The organism is Amycolatopsis sp. NPDC051106 (assembly GCF_040682775.1).
GTDB lineage: Bacteria > Actinomycetota > Actinomycetes > Mycobacteriales > Pseudonocardiaceae > Amycolatopsis.
In genome coordinates, this window is the sequence record NZ_JBFBBQ010000015.1 from 57,456 (window position 1) to 73,557 (window position 16,102).

Annotated in this window: 16 protein-coding genes; 4 read left to right on the forward strand and 12 right to left on the reverse strand. The window is 72.9% G+C overall.

The window, feature by feature from the left end; translation table 11 throughout:
• Window position 1: 1 nt before the first annotated feature.
• The gene (locus tag AB0M83_RS14650; RefSeq protein WP_364517063.1) at window positions 2-556 is read left to right on the forward strand and encodes an HD domain-containing protein; all 555 of its coding nucleotides are present in this window, start codon (window positions 2-4) and stop codon (window positions 554-556) included.
• 49 nt (window positions 557-605) lie between these two features.
• Here AB0M83_RS14650 and AB0M83_RS14655 read toward each other — a convergent pair whose 3' ends face one another.
• From AB0M83_RS14655 to AB0M83_RS14675, 5 genes are all read right to left on the reverse strand, one after another.
• Complete coding sequence (locus AB0M83_RS14655) at window positions 606-911, reverse strand: hypothetical protein (RefSeq protein ID WP_364517065.1); 306 nt, start codon at window positions 909-911, stop codon at window positions 606-608.
• Between the two features lie 90 nt (window positions 912-1,001).
• Window positions 1,002-1,172: a hypothetical protein gene (locus tag AB0M83_RS14660; RefSeq protein ID WP_364517067.1), complete on the reverse strand. Its 171-nt coding sequence runs from the start codon at window positions 1,170-1,172 to the stop codon at window positions 1,002-1,004.
• Window positions 1,173-1,176: 4 nt separating this feature from the next.
• A complete protein-coding gene (locus tag AB0M83_RS14665) occupies window positions 1,177-2,442 on the reverse strand; it encodes an RNA polymerase sigma factor (protein WP_364517069.1) in 1,266 nt (421 codons plus the stop codon).
• Between the two features lie 39 nt (window positions 2,443-2,481).
• Window positions 2,482-2,814, reverse strand: a complete 333-nt coding sequence (locus AB0M83_RS14670; protein ID WP_364517071.1) for a YciI family protein — start codon at window positions 2,812-2,814, stop codon at window positions 2,482-2,484.
• 13 nt (window positions 2,815-2,827) lie between these two features.
• Window positions 2,828-3,253, reverse strand: coding sequence for a YciI family protein (locus tag AB0M83_RS14675; protein WP_364517072.1), 426 nt, complete (start codon window positions 3,251-3,253; stop codon window positions 2,828-2,830).
• Between the two features lie 267 nt (window positions 3,254-3,520).
• On the opposite strand from AB0M83_RS14675, the gene AB0M83_RS14680 reads away from it, so the two are divergent.
• The gene (locus AB0M83_RS14680) at window positions 3,521-4,504 is read left to right on the forward strand and encodes a small ribosomal subunit Rsm22 family protein (RefSeq protein WP_364517074.1); all 984 of its coding nucleotides are present in this window, start codon (window positions 3,521-3,523) and stop codon (window positions 4,502-4,504) included.
• Window positions 4,505-4,526: 22 nt separating this feature from the next.
• Window positions 4,527-5,102 (forward strand): dihydrofolate reductase family protein, encoded by a 576-nt coding sequence (locus tag AB0M83_RS14685; RefSeq protein WP_364517076.1) that lies wholly within the window; start codon window positions 4,527-4,529, stop codon window positions 5,100-5,102.
• Here the strand turns inward: AB0M83_RS14685 and AB0M83_RS14690 are convergent.
• The 7 genes from AB0M83_RS14690 to AB0M83_RS14720 form a co-directional block, all read right to left on the reverse strand.
• Window positions 5,099-5,935, reverse strand: coding sequence for a maleylpyruvate isomerase N-terminal domain-containing protein (locus AB0M83_RS14690; RefSeq protein WP_364517078.1), 837 nt, complete (start codon window positions 5,933-5,935; stop codon window positions 5,099-5,101). The genes AB0M83_RS14685 and AB0M83_RS14690 overlap by 4 nt on opposite strands.
• A gap of 207 nt (window positions 5,936-6,142) precedes the next feature.
• Window positions 6,143-6,724, reverse strand: coding sequence for a DUF4232 domain-containing protein (locus tag AB0M83_RS14695; RefSeq protein ID WP_364517080.1), 582 nt, complete (start codon window positions 6,722-6,724; stop codon window positions 6,143-6,145).
• A 26-nt stretch (window positions 6,725-6,750) separates the two neighbouring features.
• Entirely contained in the window at window positions 6,751-7,242 is a 492-nt protein-coding gene (locus AB0M83_RS14700; RefSeq protein WP_364517082.1) for a DUF4232 domain-containing protein, read from the reverse strand.
• 131 nt (window positions 7,243-7,373) lie between these two features.
• Window positions 7,374-9,890: a CHAT domain-containing tetratricopeptide repeat protein gene (locus tag AB0M83_RS14705; protein WP_364517084.1), complete on the reverse strand. Its 2,517-nt coding sequence runs from the start codon at window positions 9,888-9,890 to the stop codon at window positions 7,374-7,376.
• A 170-nt stretch (window positions 9,891-10,060) separates the two neighbouring features.
• On the reverse strand, window positions 10,061-10,546 hold the full coding sequence (locus AB0M83_RS14710) for a hypothetical protein (protein ID WP_364517086.1): 486 nt from the start codon (window positions 10,544-10,546) through the stop codon (window positions 10,061-10,063).
• Window positions 10,543-11,118 (reverse strand): sigma-70 family RNA polymerase sigma factor, encoded by a 576-nt coding sequence (locus AB0M83_RS14715; protein WP_364517088.1) that lies wholly within the window; start codon window positions 11,116-11,118, stop codon window positions 10,543-10,545. The genes AB0M83_RS14710 and AB0M83_RS14715 overlap by 4 nt, the downstream gene beginning before the upstream one ends.
• Window positions 11,115-12,746, reverse strand: coding sequence for a S8 family serine peptidase (locus AB0M83_RS14720; RefSeq protein ID WP_364517090.1), 1,632 nt, complete (start codon window positions 12,744-12,746; stop codon window positions 11,115-11,117). The genes AB0M83_RS14715 and AB0M83_RS14720 overlap by 4 nt, the downstream gene beginning before the upstream one ends.
• 182 nt (window positions 12,747-12,928) lie before the next feature.
• Between AB0M83_RS14720 and AB0M83_RS14725 the strand changes: the two genes are divergently transcribed.
• Window positions 12,929-16,060, forward strand: coding sequence for a SpvB/TcaC N-terminal domain-containing protein (locus AB0M83_RS14725; RefSeq protein ID WP_364517092.1), 3,132 nt, complete (start codon window positions 12,929-12,931; stop codon window positions 16,058-16,060).
• Window positions 16,061-16,102 lie beyond the last annotated feature (42 nt).

The following is a 16,102-nucleotide window of genomic DNA, read 5'->3' on the forward strand; positions in this document are numbered from 1 at the left end:
CATGAGCTCTGATGGTCTGGCGTCCTTCGGGTACGAGCTGGGTCTGCTGAAGCGCGTCCGCCGGTCGGGCTGGTGGCACGCGGGGGTGCGCGACCCGGAGTCGGTCGGCGAGCACAGCCTGCGGACGGCCCAGCTGGCGGCGCTGATCGCGGCGGAGGAAGGGGCGTCGCCGGAGCGGGCGGCGTTCCTGGCCGTCTGGCACGACACGCAGGAGACCCGGACGGGTGATCTTCCGCTGACGGCCGTGGACTATCTGCGCAAGCCCGAGCCTCGGGAGATCACGGCCGACCAGACGGCGTCCCTGCCCGACCGGTCGCGCTCGCTCGTGCGCGAGGCGGTGGACGAGTACGAGACCCGCTCGTCGGCCGAGGCGTTGTGCGCCAAGGATGCCGACAAGCTGGAGATGCTGCTGCAGGCGCTGGAGTACCGGGACATCGGGGTGCGGCCGGTCGACGAATGGATCGAGTCGGCGCAGAAGGGGCTGACGACGGAGACGGCGAAGAAGATCGCGGAAGCGGCGTTGACGCTGTCCCCGATGGCCTGGCGGCATCGCTAGTCGCTCATCGCCGCGGAGCTGATCGTCCCGTCCGCGACGCTGTGCCCGATCAGGCTGTGCGCCTGGCGGAACCGCCCGCGCGACTGGGCAAACAGGTAGCCGTCGGCAGGACCACGGCGATGATGATTGCTTCGAGCCACGCCAGCGCAGTCAAGTTCACGCACACCGCCACGGCGAGCAGCGGCAGCGGCAGCGGCAGCGGCAGCGGCAGCGGCAGCGGCAGCATGATGGCGTCGCGGAACTCGCTCTCCGCCTTGAACCGGCTGTACTCCGCGAACAGCTCGGGCTTCGCGACGATCAGCCGAGGTGACACGTGCAGGACCTCGCGCACCGCGTCGATCGCGATCCGGTCCACCTCGTGCGGGTTGATGCCGCGCGGCGTGGCGTCGGAGATCAGCTGCTCTTGGCGCTGCCGCCGCCGTGAGCCGCTGCAGGTAAGTGTGGCTCAGCCGCCCGTCCCGAACAGCTCCAGCAGCTCCAGCGCCGGTTTCCCCAGCAGCCCGGCCGCCGGCGGGTGGTAGTGGCCGATCAGCAGCCAGCCGGCGCAGAACCACATGTAGCCCGCGACCAGCGCACTGCGCACGTCGCGGAAGCCGGGCAGCAGCGAGGCGAGCACGGCGTCAGCGACCCACCGCCGTCGCGCGGTCCAGGAGCAACGCTCGCTCCCGGGCGTTCTCCGTCATCTCCGCCGCCCGTCTGAACTCCTGCTCCGCCTCCTCGAGCCGGCCCAGCTTCTGCAGCAGGTCGCCGCGGACGCTCGGGAGGAGGTGGTAGTCCTTCAGCGCCGGCTCGTCGGCCACCGCGTCGACCACCTGGAGGCCCGCCGCCGGGCCGTACGCCATCGCCACCGCCACGCCGCGGTTCAGCTCGATCACCGGGGACGGCTGGAGCTTGCCGAGCCCCTCGTACAGCGCCGCGATGCGGGCCCAGTCCGTCTCGTCCGCCGTCCGGGCGCGGGCGTGGCACGCCGCGATCGCCGCCTGGGCGGAATACGGGCCGTACGCGCCCTCGGCGATCTGCTCGGACAGGGTCAGCGCCGCGAGGCCGTGCTGGATCAGGAAGCGGTCCCAGCGGGTGCGGTCCTGGTCGAGCAGGAGCACCGGTTCGCCGTTCGGGCCGGTGCGGGCCTTCGCGCGCGACGACTGCAGTTCCATCAGCGCGACCAGGCCGTGCACCTCGGACTCGCCCGGCATCAGCGCGGCGAGGACGCGGCCGAGGCGCATCGCCTCTTCGCAGAGCGCCGGGCGCATCCAGTCGTCGCCGCGGGTCGCCGAATAGCCCTCGTTGAACACGAGGTAGACGACCTCGAGCACCGAAGACAGCCGGGCGACGCGCTCTTCGCCCTCGGGCACCTCGAACGGGACCTTCGCCGCCGCGAGGGCCTTCTTCGCCCGGACGATCCGCTGGGCGATCGTCGACTCGCGGACGAGGAAGGCGCGCGCGATCTCGTCGGTGGTCAGCCCGCCGAGCATCCGCAGCGTCAGCGCGACCCGGGCCTGCGTGTTCAGCACCGGGTGGCACGCGACGAACAGCAGGCGCAGGACGTCGTCCTCGATGTGGTCGTCGAGGGCGGCGTCGAAGTCGGGCAGCACGCCCTCGCCGAGCTGCTGGTCGCGGCCGACCTCTTCGAGCTTCTCCGCGTACCGCTCGTTGCGGCGGAACTGGTCGACCGCGCGGCGCTTGGCGATGGTCATCAGCCACGCGCCGGGGTTGCGCGGCACGCCGGACTCCGGCCACTGCTCCAGCGCCGCGACGAGCGCGTCCTGTGCCAGCTCTTCGGCGAGACCGACGTCGCCGCGGGCCATGCGGGCCAGCCCCGCGATGAGCCGCGGCGACTCGATCCGCCACACCGTCTCGACCGTGCTCCGGGTGTCCGCAACCGTCACCCGGTCATCAGACAGGGTGATCGGGCGCGGTGCAACCCACTACTCGGCGATGGCCCGGATCTCGATGACGCCGCCCTTGGCCTCGGGGTTGGGTGCGCGCCGCATGAGCGCGACGACGTCCTCGAGGGATTCGCCGTTGAGCACCCAGATCCCGGCGACGAGCTCCTTCGACTCGGCGAAGGGCCCGTCGATGACCTTCGGTTCGGCATCGCCTTCGAAGAGGACGCGCACGCCCTCCGAGCTCGGGGTGAGGCCCTCGGCGAACACGATCCGGCCGTCGTTCGCCAGTTCCTCGTTGAACCTCGCCATCGTTTCCAGCTCTTCGGTGCTGGGTCCGATGCCGGCCTCCGACTCCGGAGAGGCCTTCACCATACCAGGAACCGCATCAGGACTCCTGGGCGCTCTGCGCGCGAAGCCGGCCCTCCAGCTCCTCGACCTCGGGCGTCATGTTCTCGAAGTCGGACGCCTCGGCGACCCGCCGGATCTCGACGACGCCGGCCTGCCCCTCGGGGTTCGGCATCCGCTTGACCCACTCGACGCACTCGTCGCGGTCGCGGCACTGGAGGATCCAGAAACCGCCGACGAGCTCCTTGGTCTCGGCGAACGGCCCGTCGACGACCTTCGGCTCCTCACTCCCGGAGAACACGACGCGCGCGCCCTGCGAACTCGGCGTCAGACCTTCGCCGGCGAGCAGGACACCGGCCTTGACCAGCTCTTCGTTGAAGCTCGCCATCTCGGCCAGCAGTTCGGCGCTCGGGCCCTGTCCCGCCTCGGACTCTTCGTTGCTCTTGACTATCACCATGAACCGCATCGCGGTCTCCTCTCGGTCGGTCCTGCCTACGCGTCGAACGGCCCCGCCCCGGATCGACAGCTCCGGCAAAAAAGTTTTCGCGCCGGAAAACTAGCAGCTCAGGGTCCTGTCAGCGGGGCAATTCGGACAGGCGGGGGCGCCGGGCCCCGGCGAGTCGGTCTCCGATGCAGTGAATGACTCATTCCTGGCGCCGGATGCCAGGAATGAGTCATTCACTGCGTTCACACCGAGCGGTCGACCCCGTGAGGCCCCGGCTAACCTGCCGTCGTGGCGGTACTCCCCGACGACCTCTCCTCCGCGCTCGACGACGAGCTGGCCCGGCACCCCGTGCCGCGGCTCGCGCAGTCGGTCGACCGGCTCAGCACGCGCTACCGCCAGGGTGACGCGGCGACCTCGCCCATCCTCAGCTCCGAAGCCGACGTCGCCGCGTACGCCGGCTACCGGATGCCGGCCACCTACGCCGCCGTACACGCTGTGCTGGCCGAAGCCGCTTCGCGCGCGCCCGGCTTCGAGCCGCGTACGCAGGTCGACGTGGGTGGTGGCACCGGGGCCGCGGTCTGGGCGGCCGCGACCGTGTGGCCGTCGCTGGTTCGCTGCACGGTCCTGGAGCAGGTCCCCGGCGCCATCGGCCTCGGCAAGCGGCTCGCCGCGGGGGCCAAGAACGCGGCGGTCCGGGACGCCGAGTGGCGGCGCGGGCTCGTCGACCCGGCCGCGCCCGCGCCCGAAGCCGACCTCGTCACGCTGTCCTACGTGCTCGGCGAACTGCCGGACGCCACCCGCGACGACGTCGTGCGCTGGCTGGCGGCGAAAGCCGGCGCGGTCGCGCTGATCGAGCCGGGCACCCCCGCGGGCTACGAACGGATCCGCGTCGCCCGCGCGCGGCTGATCGAGCTGGGCCTGCACGTCGTCGCGCCGTGCCCGCACGACGCCGCCTGCCCGATCGTGCCCGGCGAGGACTGGTGCCACTTCTCCGCGCGGCTGCCGCGGTCGGGCCTGCACCGGCGGCTCAAGGCGGCCACCCTCGGGTTCGAGGACGAGAAGTTCGCGTACGTCGTCGCGTCGCGGACGGCGCCGGAGCGTCCGGACGCGCGGATCATCCGGCACCCGAAGAAGCACAAGGGCTGGGTGGCGCTGGACCTGTGCACGTCTTCGGAAGGGCTCAAGCCGGGCGTGGCGGTCTCGAAGAAGCAGGGCCCGAGATACCGCGCCGCCCGCGACGCCGAATGGGGCGACGGCTGGTTCTCCGCCTGATCCGGTGGCAGGGTGTGGGCCCATGGGGAAAGTCATCGCGGAGATCAGCATGTCGGCGGACGGAATCGTCGCCGGCCCGGACACCAGCGCCGAGCACCGCCTCGGCAAGGACGGCGATCTGCTGCACCAGTGGCTGTTCGAGGGCACCGACGCCGATGCCGCGGTCAGCACCCGGCTCTTCGACGGCACCGGCGCGTTCGTCGTCGGCCGCACGATGTTCGACGCGGGTGTGGAGCCGTGGGGCGACGACGGCACCTTCAAGAAGCCCGTCTTCGTCGTCACCAGCCGGCCGCGCGAGCCCTTGGTCAAGGGCCCGACGACGTTCACGTTCGTCACCGAGGGCCCGGAAAGCGCACTGCGGCAAGCAAAAGCCGCGGCGGGCGAGGGGAACGTGGTGCTGATGGGCGGTGGCACGACCCTGCGGCAGTACCTGCTGGCCGGGGTGGTGGACGAGCTGCGCCTGCACGTCGTCCCACTGCTGTTCGGCTCCGGGGTCCGGCTGTTCGACGCCGAGGTCGGTGCGCACGTCGAGCTCGAGCGCACCGGCGTCGAGGAGACGCCGAACGCGACGCACCTGACCTACCGGGTGCTGAACTAGGGCATCCGCACGGTCCGCAGGAACGCCGGGAGCAGCCACGGCCGCGGTCCACCGATCCGCACGCCACCGCTCAAAACCGCCCGCGTGCGGGAAATCCGGCCGAACATCATCGGCACCAGCACCGCCGGGTCGAACCGCAGCCGTACGTCCGCTGTCCCGTCCGGTTCCTCGAAACGCAACTGCCCGTGCCGCAGTGCCAGCACCGCCGGGCGAGTGTGCGCCGACCGGAACTCGACCGCGATCCGGCGTGGGGACGGTGTCGCGTCGTCGAGCAGGCGGCCCATGTCGTTGCGCACCATGCCGAACAGGAACAGCTCCAGGAACAACGCCTCGTGGGCCGCGGGGATGGGCCATGGCCGCCGGGTCGCCCGGGCGATGTCGAGGCCGTGCAGCAGCATTTCGTTGACCAGGTGGGCGAGCACGCCGGCGACCGGCACGCGCGAGCCGCCCAGCCACCACACCGGCTTCTCCGGGTCCAGGTCCGCGCTGATCAGCAACACCTCAGCGATGTCCGCGCGCAGCCGCTCGGCCAGCCGGGCGGGGTCGCGTTCCGGGTACAGCTCGAGCGCGAGCGCGTTCATGTCCGAGATCGTGTCGACGCTGGCCGTGCCGATCGGCTCCTTCAGGCCCGGCAGCGGCAGCGGGCCGCCGTCGCCGCGGATCATCGACGTGTACATCAGCGCGATCATCCCGACGTGCGCCGCCGTTTCGGCGATCGTCCACCCGCCGAGCGACGTCACGTCCCCGTGCCGCACGCCGGCCACCAGGTCCGCGAACCGGGCGCCGGTCTCCGGCAGCGCGGCGCGCACCGCCTCCCACTTTTCGAGCGTCACGCAGTCGACGGTAGGAGGCCGGACGGCCGTTCGGGTCTCCCACGGTGCGGAAGTCTCCGGCTCCACCGTGAGTAGCAGACATCGCAGCGGTAACCGGCCGGTCGGGGGGCGTGCCGGCCGGTTACCGCCGCATGGAGGAAGAGGGGCCCCCACGCCAGGAATGACGCGCGACCCGCGGCTTCACCCGATCGAGTGACGAAAGCCGCTCTAGGCCGGGTCGGCGAGGATGCCGTTCACGTACGAGCCCGGGTGGGTCGCCGCGTCCTGGCGCAGCACCGGGAGGTCGGCCGGCCACTCCGCGGTCAGCGGCGAAGTCTGGCCCGGCGGGATCGTGTTCAGCCTTGTCGGCGTCCACGACGCGCCGCCCTCGGCCGGGGTCAGCACCGTGATCGTCGCCGACGCCGTCGTCCCCGCGGGCACCTCGTTGTACTTCACGCCGTTGTCGACGCGCGGCAGGTGGTACACCGGGCCGAACGTCGCGTCGTCCGGGCCGACCAGGTCGACGCCCGGTACGCCGTACAGGCCGCACGTGTGGTCCGAGGTGTTGCGGTAGGTCAGCGGGATGTCGACCTGACCCGGCGCGTCGGTCTTCTCGGCCGGCTTGCCCAGCAGGACCTCCAGGTCCGCCGTCGTGCAGCGCGGCGTGCTCACCGCCGCCGGGGCCACCCCGCCCCCGGACCCGCCGGCCGCCGGCGTGGGAGCCGCGGAAGTAGCCGCCGTCGAAGTCCCGCACGCCGCCAGCGCGAAGGTCCCCGCCACCGTGCCGATCCCCATCAAGATGCGCTTCATGACATTCCTCCCGGTGTCGGAAAAGCTCAGCTGCTGACCGGCGTGACCCGCACGGTGTCGCCCTTCAGCGGCGCCCCCGCCGGCCACTCGACGCTCACCGGCTGGCCGTACGGCCCGGTCGGCAGGTCGAACGTCACGAAGTTCGGCGCGGCCGAAGGCGCCGCCGCCGAGCGCTGCACGATCCGCGACACGGCCGGGTGCCCGGAACGCAGGTTCACCGGGACCGCCTCCGAACCGTCCGGCGTCGCGGTGACCGGCAGCCGCTGCCCGCCGGCGATGAAGGTCAACGCCGTCGGCGCGCCCTCGAGCTTGCAGTTCGTCGTCGGCGAAGCCGCGGTGTAGGTGAGGACGTAGGCCTCGTGCCCGGCGGCGTGCGACGTGTCGGGCGCCACCGTCACGTGCACGTCCGACGCCGCGCACAGCGTGTCGCTCGGCATGGCGTTCGCGGCCCCGGCCGTCAGGACCACCCCGCCCGCCGTCAGACCCCCGACGATCAGCGCGATACCAGTTCGCTTCATGGTCATCCTCCCTCGTGCCGTGATCAACTGGACTCACTGGGAAAGATGCCCGGCGGCCCTCCGGGGATGCGCCGCGATGGGGTCGATCACCAGAAAGCAACCCACGGCGACGTCAGACGTCAAGACAATTGTCAACCACGGCCGAAGCACACGAACGGCATCAGCGGTTCCGCCTGGGCCGCGTCGGCCAGGGCCCGCGCGGGAGGCGTGCCCGACGAGAGCGCCCGGTGGTAGGCCAGCATCACGCCGCCGGCCGTCCGGTCGTCGACCCGCGCCACGCTCGACACGACCGTCCGGCTCCCGCCGTAGAGCAACGCCGCCGTGAAGCCGAGGACCTCGTCGCCGTCGCGGACCACCGCCTGACCGACGTCGCACGACGACAGCACCACCTGCTCCGGCGCCGTCGAAAGCTGCTGGACGTCGTACGCCATCAGCGGCCCGTCGGCCAGGTTCAGCCGGGAGAACAACACGTTCTCCTGTTCGTGGTGGCCGTGGGCGGCGAAGTGCGCGAGGCGGCAGCCGTCGAACGCCTTGAGCGTCGCCGCGACCGTCGCGTCCGGCCCGGTCAGCACCTCGGCCTCCGGGTAGAACGGCGCCAGCAGGGAGACCTCGGTTTCCGCGTGGGTCAGGTCCGAGCCCGCCACCAGCAGCGGTGCCCCGGCCGCGCGGCGCGGACGGCGGCCCGCGTCGAGCCAGGCCGACGACGACGGCGTGACGGTCACCGGGCGGCCGCGCACCGTGGGCAGCAGCCCCCACGGGATCGCCGAAAGCGCGCCCGTCGGCACGACGACGACGTCGAGGTCGCCGAGCCGGGAAGCCAGTGGCGCCAGCAGGATCCCGTCCAGTGCGGTGACCTGCGTCCGCACCGAACGGCGGATGACCCGGTCGAGCTGGGCGGGGAGCTGGCGCCCGCACAAGGCGTCGAGGTCGCTGTGCAGCCGCGCGACCGGTTCGGCGACGGCCGACGCCGGGCCGAGCTCGATCAGCGCGACCCTGTGGTTCGCGATCACCTGCGCGCACAGCGCGCCGTGGTCGGCGAGGAAGCAGACCAGCGCGCTGCCGGTTTCGGCGAGCTCGTCGCCGACCTCGCGCAGCCGCGCCTCCGGGTGGTCCACGTCGGTGCCCTCGGCCTGCCAGCCCTTGGCCCGGATCTCGCGTTCCAGGGCGGCACACCGCTTCACGGCCTGGGTGTCCGGCTTCCCGGACAGCTCGCCCGCGCGGATCTGCATCGAGAGGTACCGCAGCTCGGCGACGGCGTCGACGGTCTCCGGGTGCGCGGGCGGCCGCACCGGCCGGAACCGGAACGCCTGCGCGCGCGAGCGGTCGAGCCACCGGAAGACGACGCCGGGCGAGCGCTGGGCCAGCGCGGCGGCGAGGCCGGCGTCGGCGAGTTCCTTGCCGAGTGACGTCGTCGCGGTCTGCAGGTCGATGCTGCCGAAGCGGCCGCGGTGCCGTTCCAGCTGCGCCAATCCGGCGCGCGCGTTGGCGAAGGTGATGCGCCGGTCACCGCTCGCGGCACCGAGTTCGGCCAGCGCGAGCCGCCGGACCAGGCGGTTTTCCAGCGGCGCGGCCCGGCGGTCGCGCGGGGCGATGCCGGTGCGGGCGCCGTCGAGGTCGCCCAGGGCGATGCGCGCACGGGCGGCGAGCAGCGCGGCGATTTCGGCGTCGTTGCGCAGGCCCAGCCCGGTGAGCCGGCCGGCCAGCGCGGTCGCTTCGGCGGCGACGCGCGCGATCCGCCGTCCGGCCGCGAAGTCCGCGCGCAGCACGGTCAGCTGGGCGACCGCCGCCCAGGTTTCGTTGCCGCGGCGGCGAAAGCGGCGTTCGGCGCGCCCGGCCCAGCTCCGCGCGGCCGCCGGATCGCCGCTCGCGAGCGCGGCCAAGGCGCGCGTCAGCTCGGCTTCGGCGTGTTCCTGGTTCATCCGCAGGCGCGGGAACTGCTCCAGCGCCGCGTCGAGTTCGGCGGCGGCTTCCTGCGGCACCCCGGCGGCGAGCAGCGCGCGGGCCTTGTCGACGGCCAGCACCGGCAGCATCCCGACGCTCTGTTCGGCGTAGAACCCGCTCGCCGCGTCGAAGTCCCGCAGGGCACCCGGGATGTCGCCGGTGAGCACGCGCGCCTGGCCGCGTCCGTGCGCCGCTTTGGCGAAGATCCGCTCCAGGCCTTCTTCCGAAGCCTGGCCGGCGCCGATCTGCTCGCACTGGTCGAGGTCGGCGAGCGCGAGCCGGACGCGCCCGGCGTACTGGTGCAGCATGGCGCGGTTGAGCAGCGTGCGGGCGAGCACGACGAACTCGCCGGCCTGCCGCAGCAGCGGGACCGCTTCGTCGAAGCACGTCAGGGCCTCGTCCATCCGGCCGATCAGGATGAGGACGAGACCCCGTTGCTGGCGCAGGATCCCGCGCCCGGCGTCGGACACCAGGACGTCGGCTTCGTCGAGCAGCGCGAGCCCCCGGGTGCTGTTGCCCAGCGCGGTTTCGACCGCGGCGTACGTGCCGAGCACGCGCGTGGCGAGGTCGGGCCACGCCGGCCAGTCCGGCGGCGGTTCGGTGGCGGGCAGGCCGAGAAGCCGCGCGGCGGACCGGATCAGGCGGCCGCCCACGACGGGCTGGCCGTTGTTGGTCGCCGCGACCGCACGCCGATGCAGGTCGCGCACCCGGTCTTCCGCCCTCGGCGACGCGACCACAGGCTGCCCTCCCGGCCGGGGCCGTCCCCCTCGGCTGAGAAGGACGTCCCGGATCGTACCTCCGGGCCCGGCCGGTCCGGGAGTTCTTGCCGGGTGGGCGGTTTTTCACGCCGGGGCGCGGTATCCGGTGAGCAACCGCGTCAGAGTTCGATGGCCGGGGTGCTCACCGTCCTCGAGCGGCCCAGGGTCCGCACCAGCACCTGCACCATCCCGTGCGGCACCCCGTTCACCGCGAACCGCCCCTCGGCGTCCGAAGTGGTCGTCAAGGGGCCGTTCGCGGTGCGGACCTCGATCGGGTGCTCGGCCGGTGGCGTGAGCCAGCCGTCCAGGCGGATCGTCCCGCCCGGCTCGTGGCTCACGTTCACCATGATCGTCAGGCTTTCGCTGTCGAACGTGATGAGCCGGCCCTGCTCGGCCGCACTGCGCGTGACGGCGAGCCCCTCCTGTTCCCGGATCCGCATCACTTCGAGATCGACGTCCTCCAGCTGGATCGCGAAGCGGATCTGCTCCACCAGCGTTTCGGGCATCGGGTCGGCGTCTTCCCACAGCTCGCGCAGTCCGGTCAGCAACCGGAAGTCGAGCTCGTCCAAGGGCTCGTTCGCGCCGGGTGGTTCGACGGTGGTCACAGCCAATCTCCTTCGCCGTTGGCGAGTAGCTGCTCGCGCAGGCGCGCGAGGCAACGTCCCCTGGTCGGGCCGATACTCCCCCTCGGCATTCCCAGCCGGGCGCCCACTTCGGCGTAGTCCGGCCGGTGCACGAACGCCACGATCCGCAGCAGGCTGCGGCAGCGTTCGGGCAGTGCGTCGACCGCACGCCACAAACGAGCGCGCTGGTCGTCGCGCAGCACCCCCTCCTCGGGTGCCGGTGACGCTTCGGACAGCCGCTCCGGAAGCTCCGGCAGCGGCCGCTCCACCTGGCGCTTTTCCCCCGTGCGCCAGGCTTCCCGCTTGGTCACGGTGATCAGCCAGCCGGTCAGCGCGACCGGCGAGCGGATCTCCGCGAACGAACCGAGCAGGCGCAGCCACGTCGTCTGCACGACGTCGGCGGCCTGATCGGCGTCCAGACCCTGATCCCGCGCGACCTGCCAGAGCAGCGGCGTGAGCAGGGAAACCAGTTCGTCCAGCGCCGCGCGGTCGCCCTCCCGCGCGGCGTCGAACAGTGCCGCTACCCGGCTGTGGTCGGTCTTGGCCACGGTCACAGCGAGCCCAGCGCGCTCCAAGCGCGCTTGACGACGGTGTCGCGGTCGACCGTGGCCAGGTCGCCGGACTGGAACAGGGCCTTGGCGATCTCGGCGGCGGCGAGCGGCGCCGCGAACGACGTCCCGTCCCAGACCGCGAAGCCGGCGCTGTAGTCGTCCGGGTCGAAGGAGTTGCGGCCGGGCAGCTCGTGGTCGGCGGCCGCGCTGCCGCGGACGTCGGCCGGGTAGGTGCTGACGACGCCGGCGCCGGTCGCCCAGCACGTCACCCACGGGCCTTCGTTGGAGAACAGCGCCTTGCTGGTGCCGACGTCCGGGTTGAGCGCGCCGACGCTGATCACCTGCGGGCCGCAGCCGCCGCCGAGCGGCTGGTCGGCGAAGGCCGCCGGGTAGAAGCGGCGGGTGGTCGCGTCGTTGCCGGCGGCCGCGACGACGAGCACGCCGAGGCCGAGCAGGTCCGCGATCGCCGCGCCGAACTGGCCGGTGAAGGCGACGTCCGCCGGGTCTTCGACGTAGTAGCCCATCGAGAGGGAGACGACGTCGACCATGTCCTCGGGCCGGTTGTTCGCCTGCGCGTTCCGGACGCGGTCGGCCAGCAGGTGCAGCGCCAGCAGCACGTCGGCCTCGTACGCGACGCCGTCGCTGTGCACGACGCGGATCGCGAGGGTGTCGGCTTCGGGGCAGGCCTGCCGGATGATGCCGGCGATGAACAGGCCGTGCCCGGTGTCGGTGTCGACGTCGCCGATCAGCGGCTGGCCGGTCGTCGGCGCGTCCCAGTAGTCGGTGAGCAACTGGGTCGGCAGCGTGGTGCCCGCGTCCTGCTGAGCCTGCAGGATCGCGGCCTGGATGTCGGGGGCGACGGTGAGGCCGGAGCCGGCGGGCGGCGGGCCGCTGCGGTCGGCCAGCCCGAACCAGCGGTGCGGGCCGATGCCGGTGTCGAGCACCGCGACGACCGGCCGCCGCTGCGCGGGCTTCTCGCTGCGGAACGGCGGGTCCGCGGCGAGCGTCACCGGGATCCGGTTGGCCCCGTGCGTGCGCCCGTACGAGCTGCCCGCGCCGAACCCGCTGGTCTCCCACGGCGTGCCACCGAGACCGCTGGTCTCCCACGGCACGCCACCGAACACCGGCGAGGTGAACAGCAGGTGCTCGACGGAGACGTGCCGGACGATCTCCGGGTCGATCTCGGGCTTCTCGCCGGCAGCGGCCGACCGCAGCAGCTGCAGGGCCTTCCAGCAGTCGACGACGACGGGGTCGGAGTCCTCGCGGACGTGCAGCAGGGCGCGGACGGGCAGGTCGTCGAGCTGCCGGACGCGGGCGAGCGCCTTGCTGTCGCCGCCGCGGTCGGCCGGCTCGGCGTAGATGCCGATGCGGCCGAGCACGCGGTTGATCGCGGCCAGGGTCTCCTGGTCGCGCAGGTACCGGTGGGGAAGCAGGAAGGTGCCCGGCCGGTAGACAGTGGTGCGAGGGACCGGCTGCCCGGCGGCGACGACCGCCGTCGCCGGGTCGAGCACTCGCGCGCCGTGCCGGTCGAGCAATTGTCTGGGCGGGGTCGGGAGCTCGTTGAGCGTGCTCGCGTCCTCCGAAAAGACTTCAGCTTCCGCGGTCTCGTCCCGCACGAACTTGACGACCATCGGGTCCACCCTCCGCCATTGATCACTGATGGCACCCGGGAAAGACCGGTGAGCCGCCACCGGGATACGACACGGACGTCACGAATGGGTAACGGACGAAGCAAACGGGTGACGACGTATCTGGCGCCCCCGCCTCACCCACTTGGCCGTCCGAAGTCACGAATCGAGTCGGGGAGATCAGCATGGTTCCGCTCCGGGTGAGCGCGCAGGAGGCAGGCCGGCCCGCGCCGGTGCGGGCGCTGGGCGGCGCGTTCACCCCGGAACCCGCGACCGGCGGGGGCAGCTTCACTATGCCGCTCGACCTGCCGCCGGGTCCCGGTGGCCTCGCACCCGCGCTGGCGCTGCGCTACACCACCGCCGCGGCGAACGGCGCCTTCGGCGGTGGGTTCGCGTTGCCGCTGCCGCACGTCCGGCTGGCCGGCGGCCAAGCGCGCTCCGGCGCCGAGGGCCGGCTCAGCCGCCGGGGCGACGGCTTCGTGCTGACCACCCGATCGGGGATCCGCCACGTCCTGGGGACGACCGACGGCGGCCGGTCCGCGGGGTCCGCCTGGTACCTCGAACGGACCGAGGACGCGTTCGGCAACACCGCGGCGTTCGACTGGGTCCACCACAGCGGCCAGGCGTACCTCGCGCGCGTGGCCTACGGACCGTACGAAGTGGATTTCACCTACGAACCGCGGCCGGACGTCCTGCGCTGGGGCCGCGGCGGCACCCTCGTGACGACGGCGCTGCGGTGCGCCCGGGCCGACCTGCGGGTGCCCGGGGACGCGCGGCCGCTGGTCCGGCGGTGGCGCTTCGGCTACGACGAAGACGAAGTCACCGGCGCGTCCCTGCTGACGTCGATCGGGCTTACCGGGTTCGACGTGCACGGCGCCGAGGCGGCCGCGCCGGCGCTGCGGCTGGCCTACGCCCGCACGGAACCGCCGGCCCCGCAGCGGGTTCAGGTCGCCGCGAAGGCCCGGACCGGCGGCGGTGTGCTGCTGCTCGACGACGTCGTGTCCTACTTCTCCCCGGAGCCCGCCGACTTCCCGCGCACCGGGTGGCTGAGCGAGATCGACAACGGGATCGGGCTGCACACGTCGGTCGAGTACGCGACCGTCGAGTCGGTCCCGGTCGTCCGGCGCGTCACGCGGCGCGAAACGGCCACCGGGCAGACGGGCGTGACCGAGCTCGAATACCACGACCGGCGCACCACCGGGTTCGGCCGCGTCGTCCAGGACGAGCTCGGCGACGAGTACGCGCCCACGCTGCGGACCGTCCGCTGGTTCGGCGACGGTGGCCTGCTCGACAAGGAAGAGACCTACGGCCTCGACGGCTCCCCCGAGCAGGACCGGCCCTACCGCCGGGTGGAGCACGCTCGCCGTCCCAAGTGGACGCGCTCGGTGGTGACCGTGTTCGAGCGCCGGGAGCGGCCGGTGTCGGTCACCACGACGGAGACGGCCTTCGACACCGACGGCAACCCGACCCGGGAGGTGGAGACCACCAAGCGGCCCGGGCGCGAACCGGTGGTCCGCCAGACGCGCACGACCTACGCGACCGCCCCCGAGCGCCGGTTCGTCGCCCTGCCCGCCCGCGTGCGCGAGCTGGACGGTGGCGGAAAAGTGTTGTCGGACAAGGTATTCCGCTACGACGAGCGGCCCGACGGCAGCGCCGGGACCCACGGCCTGCTGACCGCGCAGGAGGAGCTGGTGCTCACCGACGCGCTCGTCGCCGACGTCTACGGCCCGATCCTGCCGGACTTCCGCCACCACGGTTACCACCGCCGCCCCGGTGAGGACGGCTGGTGGACGACGACGTTCCACGGCCGGCTCGACACGGTCGCCGGGCTGCGCACCACGACGACCGGCCCGCACGGCCACACCCACGAGGTGCGCTACTCCGCCGACCGGTGCTTCCCCGAGGTCGCCGTCGACCCGCTCGGGAACGTGACGTCGGCGCGCTACGACGTCCGCACGGCCCGCGTGTGCGAGGTGACCGATCCGGCGGGCGCGGTGACCACGGTGACCCTCGATCCGCTGGGGCGCCCCGAAACCGTGGTGCGGCCGGGCGACTCGGCGGAGCTGCCGACCGTCCGGTACCGCTACGAGGGGACGCGGATCACCACCGAGCAGCGGGCGGTGTCCGGCGAGGCGGAGGTGATCGTGACGTCGGAGCTGCGCGACGGCGCGGGCCGGCTGCTGCGGCGCCGGCACGCCGAGCTGCTCGGCGACGTCGTCGACGAGCACCACGAGTACTGCGCGCGCGGCCTGGTGTGCCGGACGAGCCGCGCGTTCCGCGACGGCTATCCCCCGATCGCGCCGGAGGAGTTCCGCTACGACGCGCTCGGCCGTCCACTCGGGACGTCCACATCGGACGACGCGGTGGCCGAGAGTGTCCGAGACCTGCTCGGCCGGGAGATCCGCGACGCGGACGGCGTCGTGCACGCGCGGGACGCGGCCGGCAACCCGGTGGAGACGCGGACCGCGGGCGGCCACACGGTGTACCGCGTGCACGACGCGGCCGACCGGGTGGTTGCGGTGCTGGTCGACGATCCGGGCGGCACCCCGGTCACGAAGTTCACCTACCACGACGGCGGGCTCCCGGTGCCGCTCGAAGCGGGGCCGCACAGCTGCGGGCGGCTGGTGCGCGTCGCCGACGAATCCGGCGTGACGCTGTTCGGTTACGACGCGCACGGCCACCCGGTCGAACGGCGCTGGCGGCCCGCGCACGTGGCCGTCGAGTACCGGCTGGACGTCGTGCGCCGCGCGGACGGGCGACTGTCCGAAGTGGTCTACCCCGACGCGGGCGACGGGCGGCTGACCGTCCGCCACCAGTACGACGAGGTCGGGCGGCTGGTGAGCGTGCCCGGGTTCGTCGACGCCGTCCAGTACGACCTGCACGGACGTCGCACGGCGGTGCACTACGCGAACGGCGTCAGCGAGCACTTCTCGCCGAAGCACGTCATCACGGGCCCGGGCGGCTTGCTGCACGAAGTCGCGCTCCGCGCCCCCGCGGAACCGCGGGCGGGCAGCGAGATCCACGACGCGTTCGGCCGCCTGCGCGGAGTCCACGGCGACGACGGGGTGAACACGCTGTACGGCTACGACCACACGGGCCGCCGGGTTCGCACGCTGGTCACCAACGGCACGCGCATCCGCGAGGTCCTGAGCCCGGACGACCTGTACGCGGTCGAGGACGGCGAGCTGGTGGTCGTGGTGGCGGGCACGGTCCGCGGTTACCCGGACGGCCGGCGCCAGTACCTGCACTTCGACGCGGCCGACGGCGTCGCCTTGGTGACCGACGAGCGGGGTGCGGTGGTCCCGGAAACGCCGTGAACGGTTCCGCCGGCGGGGGTTCGCACGCAGTGAATGACTCAT

What these genes read in the sequence shown, in the direction of transcription:
- AB0M83_RS14685 (WP_364517076.1), top strand. Translation starts at nt 4,527, where the DNA reads ATGGGGAAAGTCATCGCGGAGATCAGCATGTCGGCGGACGGAATCGTC.
- AB0M83_RS14670 (WP_364517071.1), bottom strand. Translation starts at nt 2,814, where the DNA reads ATGGTGAAGGCCTCTCCGGAGTCGGAGGCCGGCATCGGACCCAGCACC.
- AB0M83_RS14675 (WP_364517072.1), bottom strand. Translation starts at nt 3,253, where the DNA reads ATGCGGTTCATGGTGATAGTCAAGAGCAACGAAGAGTCCGAGGCGGGA.
- AB0M83_RS14720 (WP_364517090.1), bottom strand. Translation starts at nt 12,746, where the DNA reads ATGGTCGTCAAGTTCGTGCGGGACGAGACCGCGGAAGCTGAAGTCTTT.
- AB0M83_RS14695 (WP_364517080.1), bottom strand. Translation starts at nt 6,724, where the DNA reads ATGAAGCGCATCTTGATGGGGATCGGCACGGTGGCGGGGACCTTCGCG.
- AB0M83_RS14700 (WP_364517082.1), bottom strand. Translation starts at nt 7,242, where the DNA reads ATGAAGCGAACTGGTATCGCGCTGATCGTCGGGGGTCTGACGGCGGGC.
- AB0M83_RS14725 (WP_364517092.1), top strand. Translation starts at nt 12,929, where the DNA reads ATGGTTCCGCTCCGGGTGAGCGCGCAGGAGGCAGGCCGGCCCGCGCCG.
- AB0M83_RS14650 (WP_364517063.1), top strand. Translation starts at nt 2, where the DNA reads ATGAGCTCTGATGGTCTGGCGTCCTTCGGGTACGAGCTGGGTCTGCTG.